Raw genomic sequence first — 13763 nt, forward strand, 5'->3', positions numbered from 1 at the left:
CGGCGCGGTGTTCTTGTTTTTGATACTTGAAGAAAATTGCAGGACGTTTGCGGTCAGTTCGGCTTGAGCCGTCGCTTCTCGGTCACGTCAATCTGGACCACCCGGCCTTCGTGGATGGTCAGCGATACATTGCCATAGCGCAGCCCGGTCAGGGCTTCGCGCACGCTGGCCAGGCTCTCTTCAATATGGCTCTCAGCCACAACGCTTTCGCCGGGACCGGGTGGGGCCGCAGGTGGGTTGGTTTGAGACATCCGGTTCGATCCTTTCTGCATGTCTGGCGAATCGCCGTTGCCACCCCTCTATACTCTACTGATAATATAGACATTAAACTTTGCCTGTCTCCCCACAAAGCCCGTCTATCCATCGCAAAAGACCAACGCTCCGGCGCAGGTCCGTAATCCAGCGAAATCAGCCGCCAAAACGAAAGGGCGGCGGCATTGCTGCCACCGCCCTTATGTTTGCGACCCTGAAAACTGTAACGCGCCGTTCAGGCGTCCTAATCTTTCAAGATGAAGCCACCAGCCGCAGATAGGGCACAGACGTAGCGGTGCCAACGTTCGCCCCGGCTTCGTTGTCCATGCTTTCACGCAGACAGTCCACCGCCATGGCCAGATGCAGCGCGGCCATGGCTTCTCCATGGGTATCCAGTTCCTCCAACGCACCGCGAAGTGTGCCGAAAACCTCTTCGAGCTGCCTTGCTGCTGCTGTCTGCATGGCCATTGTTCCTCGGTCCTTATCCGGGCATCGCCTGCTGACAGGCACACCGTTTATCCTTACCTTTGCAACCGTCTGACGGGGTTGGTAACCAAGAAATCGCCGATCAAAAGGGAAGAATGCACCGCTATTGATGAATCCCGCACCGCCGAGGTATCGCTGACAAACCCAAGATAAGGATAAACACTTACACTCCTGATGCTTAGCACGATGGCGATTTGTGGGGTGCAAACTGGCTGGTGCGTACCTTATCTCCGAAAGATATCCCCGTTTCGGATATATAGCCAAAAACCGCCGGAATCAGGGTATTTGGGCAGATATTGTTAAGCTGCAAGGTGGGACCAAGGATCGAATCGGTGCGCCGGTCGTGATCTTTCAGTGCGACGATCAAGTGCGCCGCATCACGCCAAATTCCATCAAACTTTAATCTTCCAAACTGGAATAGACGGCAGGGCGCACCTGGCCCTGCCATCCCTTTCCATTCAGCGACAGCGTTCCATCGCCTCGCGTGCCAGCCGCGCCAGCACCGGAAACGCCTCGGCCCGGTCCTTGGCATTGGCCGATGCCGCGGTGCCGCGCAGATAGCGCCCCTTGATCCCGTGAAAGATAGCGGCCAACCGGAAGAAGTTGAACGCCATATAGAAATCCCACGAAGCGATGCTTTCGCGTCCGGTGCGCTGGCAATAGGCTGCCACATAATCGGCTTCAGACGGGATGTTCAGCGCGGCCAGATCCGCCCCTTCCAGCCCCGCCACGATGCTCGGCGGCATGTGATACATCATCGCGTGATAGGAAAAGTCCGCCAGCGGGTGCCCCAGCGTCGAAAGCTCCCAGTCCAGCACCGCGATCACGCGTGGCTCTGTCGGGTGGAAGATCATGTTGTCGCAACGGAAATCGCCGTGGACAACACTCGTCTCGTCACCTTCGGGAATCGCGGTGGGCAGCCATTCCACCAGCGCATCCATGTTCGGATCGCGTCCGGCCAGTTCATCTTCCAGATACTGCCGCGACCAGCGCCCCACCTGCCGCGCGAAATAATTGCCCGGCTTGCCATAGTCAGCCAGCCCAACGGCGGCATAATCGATCAAATGCAACTGCGCCATCGCGGCATTCATCGCATCGAAATAGGCGGGCCGTTCCGCTTCTGAAACGTCGGGGAAAGTTGCATCCCAGAAGATGCGGCCTTCCACCATTTCCATCACATAGAACCAACTGCCCAGCACGCTTTCATCGGTGCACAGGCCATAAACATGCGCCACCGGATATCCCACCGACCCCAGCGCCGAAAGCACCTGCGCCTCACGCTCAACCGCGTGCGCCCCTTTCAGCACCGGTCCCGGTGGTTTGCGCCGCAACACATAGCTCCGCCCCGGCGTGACCAGTTTATAGGTCGGGTTGGATTGCCCGCCCTTGAACTGCTCCACGCGCAACGGACCGGTAAAACCCTCGACATGGGCTTCCATCCACCCAGCCAGCGCGACCTCGTCGAAATGATAGCCTTCGCGAACCGGCGTGGTGCCAGCATTGGCGTCCTGTGCTGCGGCTCCCATCAGTGACGGACTCCAGCCTGCGCATCACGCCATTCGCGGCGGATTTTCTTGGCAAGGCTCCACTTGTGCACTTCGGTCGGGCCGTCATAAATGCGGAACGCGCGCACTTCACGGAACATCTGTTCGACAATCGTGTCTTGGGTCACGCCCGTCCCGCCCATGATCTGCACACACTTGTCCGCCACGCGCATCAGCGCTTCGGACACGGCCACCTTGGCCATCGAACTTTCAATGGTGCCCAGCGATCCGGTGTCCAGCACGCCCGCGCACCAGTCGATCATCAGTTCGGCCTGCTGCAGGTCGATGCGGTTTTCCGCCAGCATGAAACCGACGCCTTCGTGTTCGATCAACTGCTTGCCAAAGGCCATGCGGCGGCAGGCATAATCGGTGGCGATTTCCTGCGCGCGGATGCACCCGCCCAGCCAGCGCATGCAGTGCGAAAGGCGCGCAGGGCTAAGCCTCACTTGCGCATACTTGAACCCCTCGCCCGGCTCGCCCAGCATCTGGTCCGACGAAACGCGCAAATCCTTGATGTCGATCACGGCATGGCCGCCCGGCATATTGCTGTCGATGGTATTGGGCACCCGCACGATCTCGATTGCCGGGTCCGGCAGGTCCACCAGGAACATGCACGCGCCGCCGTCTTCGTCCTTGGCCATCACGATGCCCACCTTGGCCCCCTTGGCCCCGGTGATGAACGCCTTGCGCCCGTTGATGACCCAGTGGTTGCCATCGCGGCGGCAGGTGGTCTGCATCATCGACGGGTCAGACCCCGCCCCGCCTTCACTGGCAGGCTCGGTCATCAGGAATGCCGAACGCGCCTCGCCCGAAACAAGTTGCTTCAGGAAACGCTCTTTCAGTTCCGGGCTGCCCACTTTGCCCAGCAGATACATGTTGCCTTCGTCCGGTGCCTGCGTGTTGCACGCCAGCATCCCCAGCGGGGAAAGTCCCGACCGGATCAGGACCACAGCCGTTTCCCGCTGCGAAAGATGGCGGCCATCGGCCAGAATATGCGGGGTCAACACGCCCGCCGCGCGCGCCTTTTCGCGCATTTCCATGACCATCTCGTCCATCGGCGCGTCATGGTCGTCCCGGCGCGGGTCGCTTTCATACGGGATCACTTCCTCGCGGACAAAGCGCTCCACCCGATCCGCGATCTCCAGTGCGGCTTCCATGCCAATACCAACTGCCATCATGCTCTCCTGTAAATCGGGATCTTTTGAAAATTTCAGCGCGGCGCCATGCGGATCGCGCCGTCAAGGCGGATCACTTCGGCGTTCAGCATCGGGTTGCCGACAATGCTTTCCACCATCTGCGCATATTCCTCTGGCTTGCCCAAGCGGCTGGGGAACGGCACCTGCGCGCCCAGCGAATCCTGTGCCTCCTGCGGCAGCGATTGCAGCAGCGGGGTCAGGAAAAGGCCGGGCGCAATGGTGTTCACGCGGATGCCATAACGGGCAAATTCACGCGCAATCGGCAGCGCCATGCCAACCACGCCACCTTTCGACGCGGCATAGGCGGCCTGCCCGATCTGCCCTTCGAATGCGGCCACGCTGGCGGTGTTGATAATCACCCCACGCTCTTCGCCTACCGGTTCGGCGTCAAAGATGCGGGCGGCAAATTTCGACAGCACGTTAAACGTGCCGATCAGGTTGATCTGGATGATCTTGGAAAAATCGGCCAGGGGAATGGCCTTGCCATCACGGCCAATCACCTTGGCCGGCGGGCCAATCCCGGCACAGTTCACCAGAATGCGCGCCTTGCCGTTCACCGCTTCGGCTTCAAGGATCGCGTTGTCCACCGCATCCTCATCAGTCACATTCACCTGGGCAAAACGGCCACCAATCGCCGCCGCATGGGCCTGTCCCAGTTCGGCATTCAGGTCGAAAATGGTCACTTTCGCGCCACGCGCGGCCAGCCGCGCCGCCGTTGCGCCGCCCAGACCCGATGCCCCACCCGTGACGATAGCTGCCAGACCGTTGACTTCCATGTGCTTCCTCAATCCCTTTTCGCCGCTCGGCTTCATCTTGAAACCAAACAGAACAATACCTACTTATGAGTAGGTATTGTGATTAGGGGTATGGAGTCAATGTCCGACTTGCCCTACCGTCGCATCAGACAAAGCGCGGGTAACCCGCATTTTCCAACTGGCACATCACGCAGGTAACCGCATTCTTGGCCGAAAAATCGCCCTTCAAGACCGCTGAGGAACGCCGCGAAGAACGCGAGGCCAAGCGCATGGCCGTGCTCACCGCCGCCGTGCGCATGTTCAACGCACGCGGCTTTCATTCGACCTCGCTTGATGATGTCGCCGCCAGTCTTGGCGTGTCCAAGCCCACGATCTACCACTACCTTGGCAACAAGGAGCAGGTGCTGATCGAATGCATCACCATGGGCATGGACCAGTTGCTTGAAGCGGCAATGAAGGCGCGCGAAAGTCAGGGCAAAGGGATAGACCGGCTGCGCACGTTCCTTCTCAGCTATGCCGAAATCAACATGAACGATTTTGGCCGATGCAACATTCTGACGGCAAATGAAGCGCTTTCGCCCGACGCGCGCGAAACCATCCGCAAGCACAAGCGCCGCATCGACGCCACCCTGCGCCAGTTGATCGAAGAAGGTATGGGTGACGGCACCATCGCCCCATGCAACGCTGCCCTTGCGGCACTAACCCTCGCCAGCGCCCTGAATGGCCCGGCCCGCTGGCACCGCCCCAACGGCCCGCAGTCTCCGGCAGATATTGCGGTGGCGCTGGTCGATCTGCTGACAGCGGGATTATCGCCCCGCTGAACGCCTGCTTATTCAGGCCATTCACCGACAGGCCAGCCGCGGGACGTGTGAATGACCTGAAGAATGATCGGAACCGCATCATAATCGTTCAAGGCGCAAGTGGCGATCAATCTGCCGTAGTTGCAGCCAAGATCGAAGCCGGAGCTAAAGCCGATGCGCCCACCAAAATCACCGCGCCTTGTAAAAATCCCGAAAGCTCGCCGGCGCGCCGCACTTGGCAATCGCGGTTTCAACGTGCCGCTTGCGCTCTTTCACCAGCGAGGCTGACGTCAGCGCGAACTGGCGTTCATATCCCACTTCCGCGGCGGTGAAAGGCCGTGTCCCCGGCAGCACGCTTTCCCCGCCCATGCCGAAAATCATGAAGTTCAGCATGTCGGCCAGTTGCTGATTGTCGGCCAGGCGACTTTTGGCAATGTTGGGCAGGCGCAGCAGATAGGCGCGCGTCCCTGCATCGCACATCATATAGCCCACCCGGCCGCGCAGTTCGGGCAACTTGGCCGGGGCGGAGAGGCCCTGAACGCCATGGCACCCGGCGCAATGCTCCACGTAATCCGCCTTGGCCAAGTCAGGGTCGCTGATCGCGGCCAGCCCCTGCGCCACCGTGGCAGCGCGCGGATCATCTTTCGCGGCAAGCCCCGGCGTCAGCGCCACCAGCACCGCTGCCACACCTGCAAGGGCCAAAGTCCGCATCGCCTGGCTCAGGCCGCGCCGATCATCACCGCGGTCGAACAGTGGTATTCCATGCTGCTCGTGCCGAAGCACCAGATCACGTTGTTGTTCAGTTGCGGCAGATAGACCTGCGTTTCGCGGTCGGTATTGTCGCAACCGCACTGCCCGCAAACCGGCTTACCGCAGCAATCGCGATAGGCGATCATATAGGCCTTGCCGTCATCGGGATTGATGCATGATCCCACCCATGACACCGGCGATGGCTCGGCCCCGGCCGGACAGGTATGCACGCCCCCGCCGCAGCAGGTGCACAACGATCCATCGATGGCGCAGTACCGCCAGTAATCGCACTTGGTATCGTCCTTGGTCTGCGCATTGCGGGCAAACATGGTCTTGGCTTCGGGCGAACGGTCAGGCTTGGCCGCCTCTGCCCGGCTTACCGGCAGCACCGGGAACAGCGGCGCGGCTACCAGCGCCACCCCCAGCCGTGAAATGATGCTGCGGCGCGACGTGCGCCCGGCAAAGCGGCGCAGCAGCTTTTCGCCCCATGCATCGGCATTGAAAGTCTTCATGGCAAATGCCCCCTAAGAACCGCCCCTCAGGCCGCCTTCACGTTCAGCCCGGCAATGTAATCCTGCACCGTCTTCACGCCCATTTCGTGCGCGATCACCAGGCTCTCCAGATGCTCGCGGCTGTTCACCAGCCCCTTGGACAGGATCACCCCTTCAGCATCCAGCAGCACGGCATAGGGCAGCTTGCCCACTTCATAGGCCTGCCCGACCTCAGGCCCATTGATAAAGCGATAGGCCTCCAGACCCTGCGCGGCGATCATCTCGCGCTGCACGGCAAGGTCATCATCGCCCACAAAGGTAAGCTGTACCCGCTCATCATGCGCAAAGGACCGCGCGGCGGGGATCAGCCCCTTGCATAGCGGGCACGATGCCGAGACGAACATCAGCAGGCGCAGCGGCACATGCTTGGCCGGGCCGCCGACGATCACGTCCTGCCCGTCCAGCGTCTGTGCTGAAACCGCGGGGCCTTTGCCGCCCACAGCAGGGCCACCACTGGTGGTCAGCGCGCCTGCTGGGGCCACGCGCATGTGCAGCACGCCCACCTGCCGCGCCAGCGCCAGCAGCATCACCACCAGCCCAAGGATGACCACCCACGAAATCACCTGTGAAACGATCAGCGCGGTCATCATGCCGATTTCCTTTCCATCATCGTCGCCAGCGGTCCGTTTGTCAGTGCCACCAGCGCATTCACCACCAGCACCATCAGAAACAGCGCCATCCCGGCCGCAGCCGCAATCAACCATCCGGCAGAACCAAAAACCGGAAGGCCAAACAATGCGGGCACCACAGCCAAAGCCAGCACCACATTGCGCAACACCAACGCCCGGTTCAGCGGCTGGCGCAGATCAGACCGTCCGCAACCGCAATCGATATGCGACCGTCCGCGTGCGATGTTCACCGCCATCGCCCAGCCGAACACCAGCAGCAGCGCGATGGCTGGCAGGGCCGCTAGCCACACCCCTGCCAGCAACGCAGCCCCCGTCAGCACTTCCCCTGCCGGCAAAATTGCCGCCACGGGCCTCACAAGTGCTGGCGGAAGCAAACGGTAATTTGCCACGACGCCAGGAAAAATGCGGCGACTGCGCAGCTTGGCAATTCCTGCGCTCAGGAACACCAGCCCCACGCCCACGGCGCCCGTGCCACCCACGATGGCAAGCGCTTCACCACTCACGGCTCCAACACGGTAATCAGCCCGCCCCCGGCGTTCTCGATTGCGTGCTTCATCTCACCGGTCTTTGAATCGATGATCTGCGCCCCGTTCTTGCGATCGGTGACCATAATCATCGCCGCATCGTCTTGCGTGATCTCGATGTTGTTCGGCTTGTCCTTCACCGGAATGCGGCGGATCACCTTCTTCCTGGCCAGATCAAGGCCCCAGATTTCCTCCGCGCCTTCCTTGTGGCTCCAGAATTCGCCCTTGTGCATCAGCACCCACAGCACGCCCGAAGGCCTGTGCAGCGCCGAAACCTGCATTCCGCCCGGATACCACGCAATGTCCAGCGGTGTGGTATCGGCGCCCCGCAGCCCCGCCGCCTGCTGGATCGACATCGCCTCGCCCACCACCGGCTTGCTGCCAATATCAGCCACGCGCACCTGCCCCGTATAACTCAGGAATACCGCCTGCTTCTTCTTGCGGTCATAGGCGAAGTTGGAAAAGATCGGGTCCGCCGCCGCATCGAAGAACGGCTCGGTCCGCGTAATCACATCCTTGCCAGCAACCGCCGCCACCGTGGCCAAAGTGCCATCGGCACACAACGCGGAAAAGCCCACGCCCGGATTGGGGATCAGGCTGGCGCACCCCGGCAGTTCAATCGCCCGCACGAACTTGCGCTTGGCCATGTCGATGACGTTGACCGATGATGCCGGATCGAAGTTGTAATCATAGGCGGTCTTGCCATCTTCGCTCAGCACGAAGTTGGTCTTCAGCCCGCCGATTACCAGCCTGCCGGGCACGGTAATCTCGCCCGTCAGCTTCAGCGTTTTGGTGTCATAGACCGCTATCAAGTCCTGTCGCGTGCCCCGGTTGCCCTTCGACCAGATGGTTTCGGCCACGTAATAGGCCTTGCCCGCCGGATCGATCGCCAGATCGGAATCGCGGCTGGTGGCAACCATGCCCACCATCTTACCGGTCCCGGCGTCGAAAATGCTCGACCCGTTGGTGCCCCACGCCCCGCGCACATAGAACCACCCCGTCTTGGGCGGATCGATCGTGCTTACATCATGCTCTTCGGCTTCCGGCACCACCGGCGCAGGCTCTGCCGCAAAGGCACCGCCTGCCAACACCGTTCCTGCCAGCAACAGCCCCGCAACCCCGTCTCGAACAAACGCCATCACGGCCCCCTTGCGTTGAGGAGCCAAGTCTTGACGTATGTCCAGATTGCGTCAACACCCTTTTGGCAGGTGCGAAAGAAAGGGCGAAAACCCGGCCCTCAGCCGCGATCGGCGAGCCCGGCAATCTCGCGCGAGGTAATGGTCTTGGCCGTCAGCACCAGCGAATGGGCGGCAATCGCGGTGAACGCGCGCATGTGCTGCGCCCACGGCTTTTCATAGCCCAGAAACGGCGTCGCCCCCTCCATCGCTGCACTGATGTATATGGCAACCGACCGCACTTCATCCTCGCTTAGCGCAGGGTTCAGCTCGGTCACATATTGCGCAATGAAATCATGCACTTTCTGATAGAACAGGCGCACCCGGTCGGCGACGAACTCGTTGTGGTTGGCCAGCGCCCACAGCTCGGTAAACAGCCGCGTCGTGCGCTTTCCGGCAATATCGTCAAGGCACATCACCACGATCAGGCGCAGCCGCTCCTCGGCATCCAGCCCCGGCTGGCGCACCGTGCGTTCCAACAGCTTGTCGTAATTGCCGATGATGTCATCCAGCAGGGTCTGGATCAGCAGTTCCTTTTTGGGGAAGTGATAGCTGACATTACCAACCTTCATCCCGCATTCCGATGCGATGCGGCGGATGGTGAAAGCCCCCGCCCCTTCATCGATCAGCACCCGCAACGCCGCTTTCAGAATCGAATCGACAGTTTCAGCCCCGCGCACATATGTGCCGGGACGCGGAGCAGAAGGCAGATCGGTTTCACGGGTTTCCGGGCGGGCGGCCATCGGCTGCGCATAACACCGCATACCGCATTGCGCCATTGGCAATGAACTCTCTTCAACACGGCATTGAAGCATCCTGCCCGCGTGGCGGACAACAAGGCGCTTGACCACGCGCGGTCCACTCCCCAGATTCAGCACATAAGGTCCAGCCTTTCATCCAGATAATCAGGATACTTCAACGATGAGCGTCACTCTCACCGTAAACGGCCGCAAGCGCGTGGTTGATGCAGAAGCGGACAAGCCGCTGCTGTGGGTCTTGCGTGAAGATCTGGACATGCCCGGAACCAAGTTCGGCTGCGGTGCTGGCCTCTGCGGTGCCTGCACGGTCCACTTGGATGGCGAAGCCGTGCGTTCCTGCCAAACACCGATTGCCGATGCCGCCGGAAAGGCCGTTACCACTATCGAAGGCGTCGCGCTCAACCCGCTGGGCAAAAAGGTGGCCGATGCGTGGATCGCGCTCGACGTGCCGCAGTGCGGCTATTGTCAGGCTGGGCAGATCATGTCTGCCACCGCGCTGCTCAAACAGAATCCCCAGCCCACGGCCGAAGATATCGACGGCTGGATGAGCGGGAATATCTGCCGCTGCGCCACCTACCTGCGCATCCGCGCCGCCATCCGCCAAGCAGCTGGCCTTCCCGCAGAAGGAGCCGCCGCATGACCGACGCAACCACCTTTTCGCGCCGCTCGTTCATCGCCGTTTCACTGGCAGGCGGCGCGGCGCTCAAGCTTGACGCCACCGTGGTCCTTGCCGCCACTACATCGGCTGCGCAGGCTCCGGTTCTCAATGCGTTCATCCGCATCAATGCGGACAACACCGTCACCATCGGCGCAAAAAATCCCGAAATCGGTCAGGGCATCAAGGTCATGCTGCCCATGCTGATTGCCGAAGAACTCGACGTCGCGTGGGATCAGGTAAAGATCGAACAGACCGATGCCGATGAAACCCGCTTCGGCCCGCAGGTTGCAGGCGGCAGCACCGCCACCCCGCGCAACTGGCTGCCCATGCGCCAGATCGGCGCTGCCGCACGCGCCATGCTGGTTGCCGCGGCCGCACAACAATGGGGCGTCGATGTCGCATCGCTTACCACCGCAAAGGGCGCTGTACTGCACAAGGCCAGCGGCAAAAGCCTCACTTACGCCTCGCTGGCCAAGGCCGCCTCGACCCAAACCCCGCCCGATCTTGCCAAGGTTCCGCTGAAAGACCCGGCAAATTTCACCATCATCGGCCAGTCGCGCCTTGGCGTCGATGTGCCCAAGATCGTCAGCGGCGCACCGCTGTTCGGCATCGATACTCGCCTGCCCGGCATGGTCCACGCCGCCATCGTCAAATGTCCCGCCCACGGCGGCACCGTCGCTTCTGTCGATGACGCTGCGGTAAAGGCGCTTCCCGGCGTCATCGCCGTCGTCGCCGTCAACAGCGGCTTCGTGCCTGCGGGCAAGAACGACACCGTGCTGGTCGTGGCCAACAGCTGGTGGACCGCCAGCAAGGCCCGCGAAAAGCTGGTGGTGAAGTGGGACGATGCCACGGTAACCGGCTTCTCCACCGCAAAATATGAAGCTGACGCCGCCGCGCTGATCGCCAAGGCCCCGCAATCCAGCGTGTTCAAGGCGGGCGATGCCGACGGCGCGCTGGCCAAGGCGGCAAAGGTCGTCACCGCCGATTACGACTACCCCTTCCTCGCCCACGCCACGCTTGAACCGCAAAACTGCACCGCGCTGTTTCAGGATGGAAAGCTTGAAATCTGGGCCCCCAGTCAGGCCCCTGCCGGTGGCCGGGCTGAAACCGCCGCCCTGTGCGGCCTAGCGCCCGAAGCGCTCACCATCCATATGACGCGCATCGGCGGCGGCTTCGGCAGGCGTTTGATGAACGATTACATGGTCATCGCAGGCCAGGCGGCAAAGGCGCTTCCGGGCAAGCCGGTTAAGGTGCTGTTTGATCGCACCGACGATCTGCGCCACGATTTCTACCGCCCCGCCGGATGGCACCGCTTCACCGCCGGACTGGACGCATCGGGCGCACTGGTCGCGTTCAAGGATCACTTCGTCACTTTCGGCAAGGACGGCAAAGCCATTCGCGCGGCAGAAATGTCGGCCACGGAATTTCCCGCGCCGGTCGTGCCCAACGTCGATCTGGGCATGACGCAGATGGCCACCAACCTTGCCACCGGCTGGCTGCGCGCGCCCAGTTCCAACGCCATGGCCTTCGTGTTCCAGTCCTTTCTCGATGAAGTGGCCGAAGCCGCCGGGATCGACCTGCCTGAACTCATGCGCCGCAACCTTGGCACTCCGCGCGAAATTCCCGGCGGACGCACCCCGTTCCACACCGGACGCGCGCGCGGCGTAATCGATGCAGTGTGCAAACTGGCTTCATGGAAAGGCCGCGAAAAGGGGCGCGGCTTCGGCTTCTATTACAGTCACCTGGGCTATTTTGCCGAAGTGGTAGACGTGACCCTGACCGACGGCGCCGTAAAGGTGAACAAGGTCTGGGCCGTGGGCGATGTCGGCTCACAGATCATCAACCCGGTCAATGCCTTGCATCAGGTTCAGGGTGCCGCCATCGAAGGTATCGGGCAAGCGCTCATCAACCAGAAGCTGGTGCAGGAAGCGGGCATTATCACCGCCGAAAACTTTGGCGAATATACGCCCATCCGCATCGACACCGTGCCGCCGGTCATTCAGGTCGAATTCCTCAAGACCGATTTTGCCCCCAGCGGTCTTGGCGAACCCGCCCTGCCCCCGGTCATTCCAGCGCTGGCCAACGCCATCTATTCGGTCACAGGAAAACGCTATCGCCGTTTGCCGCTGGAGATGGCATAACCGCACCCGCATGATCGCTCCTGCTCCAATAGATGTGCTGCGCTTTCTGGCGGCCCGCCATGCCGAAGGCGTGCCCTGCGCCCTCGTCACGCTGGTCGGCATCGACGGCGGCTCGTCGCGTTCCATCGGCACCCAAATGGCGGTGGCAGCCGACGGTCGAAGGCTCGGCTCATTCTCTGGCGGCTGCGTCGAAGATGCGGTCGCCACCGAAGCGCTTGAAGCGCTGGATGATGGTTGGGGCCGTGTCGTGCGCTATGGCGCAGGGTCGCCCTATATCGATATCCGTCTGCCCTGTGGCGGTGGTATAGACCTGCTGTTCACCCCCCGTCCCGACGCCGCCATTGTCGCCGCTGCGCTTGCCGCGCTGGATTCGCGCAATGCCGTTGCCCTGACGCTGGAATGCGATGGTGTTGCCATTGCCGCCGATCCGGCCCCTGTTGCATGGGATGGCCACGCGCTTACGCATGCCTACCAGCCACCCTTGCGCATTCATGCCTTGGGACAGGGTGAAGACCTCACCGCATTTGCCCGCCTCGCCGCTGCTTTTGGCGCACAGATCAACGCCATCACGCCCGACGCCGATACGCAGGCCCTACTGATCGCAGAGGGCATGTCGGTCACTCCGCTGGTCACCCGCAACACATTGCCGCCAATTGCCAGCGATCCGTGGTCCGCCATCGTCTTTCTGTTCCACGGGCGCGACTGGGAAGAATTTCTGATGCCGCAGGCTCTTGCTTTGCCCGCGTTCTATCACGGGGCCATCGGCAGCCGCCGCACCCATGCCGCCCGGCTCGAAGCACTGGTCGCATCCGGGGTTCGCACAGACGCCATAATGGGCTTGCGCGGTCACATTGGCCTGATCCCCGCCACGCGCGATCCGGCCACGCTGGCCCTGTCGATCCTTGGTGAAATCGTCGCAGATTACAACGCGCTGGCCCACTGGTCCAAATGGATGGGTTCAGCGCTTACGGTTCCTGCATCCCATTGACCTTCCAAATCGCCGCTATCCTGCTGGCCGCAGGGCGCGGATCGCGCTTTGGTGGCGGCAAACTGGCAGCGATGCTGGCGGGAAAGCCACTGGCCTGCCACGCAGCAGACCGGCTCGCCGCGCTGCCCTTTGCTCGCCATATCGCCATCTGCTCGGACGACACCCCGGACCTGCCGGGATTCGAACGGATCATGCTGTCGCCTCCCGGCGCGCCGCTGTCCCGCTCCATCGCAACCGCCGTCGCCGCGCTGCAAACCGAAACGGCGGCGCTCATCGCGCTAGCGGATATGCCGCTCGTCCCCACCGCGCATTTCACGGCGCTGCTCTCCGCCTTTGATGGAGATCGCATTGCCTCCGGCGTGGCCGGACATTGCATGGTGCCCGCAATGTTCGGCTCACAACATTTCGATGTGCTTTCCACCTTGCAGGGGGACCGGGGCGCAGGCGCTTTACTGCGTGACGGGCCGGTCGTGACGCTTGATCCGCAGCTTGCGCTCGATATCGATACGCAGGGCGATTTAATGTTGGCGGAACAGACACTTAGGAAGCGTTAGCG

The 13763-nt window shown here is 61.8% G+C and carries 16 protein-coding genes; 5 read left to right on the top strand and 11 right to left on the bottom strand.

What is annotated here, in order from left to right; translation table 11 throughout:
* Positions 1–53: 53 nt before the first annotated feature.
* The 5 genes from OVA07_RS13085 to OVA07_RS13105 form a co-directional block, all read right to left on the bottom strand.
* Positions 54–251, bottom strand: coding sequence for a YezD family protein (locus OVA07_RS13085; RefSeq protein WP_268171884.1), 198 nt, complete (start codon positions 249–251; stop codon positions 54–56).
* A 253-nt stretch (positions 252–504) separates the two neighbouring features.
* Complete coding sequence (locus OVA07_RS13090) at positions 505–714, bottom strand: hypothetical protein (protein WP_268171886.1); 210 nt, start codon at positions 712–714, stop codon at positions 505–507.
* 482 nt (positions 715–1196) lie between these two features.
* Complete coding sequence (locus OVA07_RS13095) at positions 1197–2264, bottom strand: phosphotransferase (RefSeq protein WP_268171887.1); 1068 nt, start codon at positions 2262–2264, stop codon at positions 1197–1199.
* Entirely contained in the window at positions 2264–3457 is a 1194-nt protein-coding gene (locus OVA07_RS13100) for an acyl-CoA dehydrogenase family protein (RefSeq protein WP_268172714.1), read from the bottom strand. The genes OVA07_RS13095 and OVA07_RS13100 overlap by 1 nt, the downstream gene beginning before the upstream one ends.
* 35 nt (positions 3458–3492) lie before the next feature.
* The gene (locus OVA07_RS13105) at positions 3493–4254 is read right to left on the bottom strand and encodes an SDR family NAD(P)-dependent oxidoreductase (protein ID WP_268171888.1); all 762 of its coding nucleotides are present in this window, start codon (positions 4252–4254) and stop codon (positions 3493–3495) included.
* Positions 4255–4439: 185 nt separating this feature from the next.
* On the opposite strand from OVA07_RS13105, the gene OVA07_RS13110 reads away from it, so the two are divergent.
* A complete protein-coding gene (locus OVA07_RS13110) occupies positions 4440–5054 on the top strand; it encodes a TetR/AcrR family transcriptional regulator (RefSeq protein WP_268171889.1) in 615 nt (204 codons plus the stop codon).
* 168 nt (positions 5055–5222) lie between these two features.
* Here the strand turns inward: OVA07_RS13110 and OVA07_RS13115 are convergent, their stop codons facing one another.
* The 6 genes from OVA07_RS13115 to OVA07_RS13140 all read right to left on the bottom strand — a co-directional run bounded on the left by OVA07_RS13115 (position 5223) and on the right by OVA07_RS13140 (position 9405).
* Positions 5223–5744 carry a c-type cytochrome gene (locus tag OVA07_RS13115; RefSeq protein WP_268171890.1) on the bottom strand — a complete coding sequence of 174 codons (522 nt, stop codon included), beginning with the start codon at positions 5742–5744 and terminating at the stop codon, positions 5223–5225.
* A gap of 8 nt (positions 5745–5752) precedes the next feature.
* Positions 5753–6295, bottom strand: coding sequence for a methylamine dehydrogenase light chain (locus OVA07_RS13120; protein ID WP_268171891.1), 543 nt, complete (start codon positions 6293–6295; stop codon positions 5753–5755).
* A gap of 26 nt (positions 6296–6321) precedes the next feature.
* Positions 6322–6924 (bottom strand): methylamine utilization protein MauD, encoded by a 603-nt coding sequence (locus tag OVA07_RS13125; RefSeq protein WP_268171892.1) that lies wholly within the window; start codon positions 6922–6924, stop codon positions 6322–6324.
* The gene (locus tag OVA07_RS13130; protein ID WP_268171893.1) at positions 6921–7466 is read right to left on the bottom strand and encodes a MauE/DoxX family redox-associated membrane protein; all 546 of its coding nucleotides are present in this window, start codon (positions 7464–7466) and stop codon (positions 6921–6923) included. The genes OVA07_RS13125 and OVA07_RS13130 overlap by 4 nt, the downstream gene beginning before the upstream one ends.
* A complete protein-coding gene (locus OVA07_RS13135) occupies positions 7463–8626 on the bottom strand; it encodes an amine dehydrogenase large subunit (RefSeq protein ID WP_268171894.1) in 1164 nt (387 codons plus the stop codon). The genes OVA07_RS13130 and OVA07_RS13135 overlap by 4 nt, the downstream gene beginning before the upstream one ends.
* A gap of 98 nt (positions 8627–8724) precedes the next feature.
* Positions 8725–9405: a TetR/AcrR family transcriptional regulator gene (locus OVA07_RS13140; RefSeq protein ID WP_268171895.1), complete on the bottom strand. Its 681-nt coding sequence runs from the start codon at positions 9403–9405 to the stop codon at positions 8725–8727.
* A 178-nt stretch (positions 9406–9583) separates the two neighbouring features.
* On the opposite strand from OVA07_RS13140, the gene OVA07_RS13145 reads away from it, so the two are divergent.
* The 4 genes from OVA07_RS13145 to OVA07_RS13160 are packed head-to-tail and all read left to right on the top strand — an operon-like array spanning position 9584 to position 13761.
* Positions 9584–10060 carry a (2Fe-2S)-binding protein gene (locus OVA07_RS13145; protein ID WP_268171897.1) on the top strand — a complete coding sequence of 159 codons (477 nt, stop codon included), beginning with the start codon at positions 9584–9586 and terminating at the stop codon, positions 10058–10060.
* Positions 10057–12219, top strand: coding sequence for a xanthine dehydrogenase family protein molybdopterin-binding subunit (locus OVA07_RS13150; protein WP_268171898.1), 2163 nt, complete (start codon positions 10057–10059; stop codon positions 12217–12219). Before OVA07_RS13145 ends, OVA07_RS13150 begins: the two co-directional genes overlap by 4 nt.
* Before the next feature lie 10 nt (positions 12220–12229).
* Positions 12230–13207 carry an XdhC family protein gene (locus OVA07_RS13155; RefSeq protein ID WP_268171899.1) on the top strand — a complete coding sequence of 326 codons (978 nt, stop codon included), beginning with the start codon at positions 12230–12232 and terminating at the stop codon, positions 13205–13207.
* A complete protein-coding gene (locus tag OVA07_RS13160) occupies positions 13204–13761 on the top strand; it encodes a nucleotidyltransferase family protein (protein WP_268171900.1) in 558 nt (185 codons plus the stop codon). The genes OVA07_RS13155 and OVA07_RS13160 overlap by 4 nt, the downstream gene beginning before the upstream one ends.
* Positions 13762–13763: the final 2 nt, after the last annotated feature.

This window comes from Novosphingobium sp. SL115 (genome assembly GCF_026672515.1).
In the GTDB taxonomy this organism is placed as follows: Bacteria; Pseudomonadota; Alphaproteobacteria; order Sphingomonadales; family Sphingomonadaceae; genus Novosphingobium.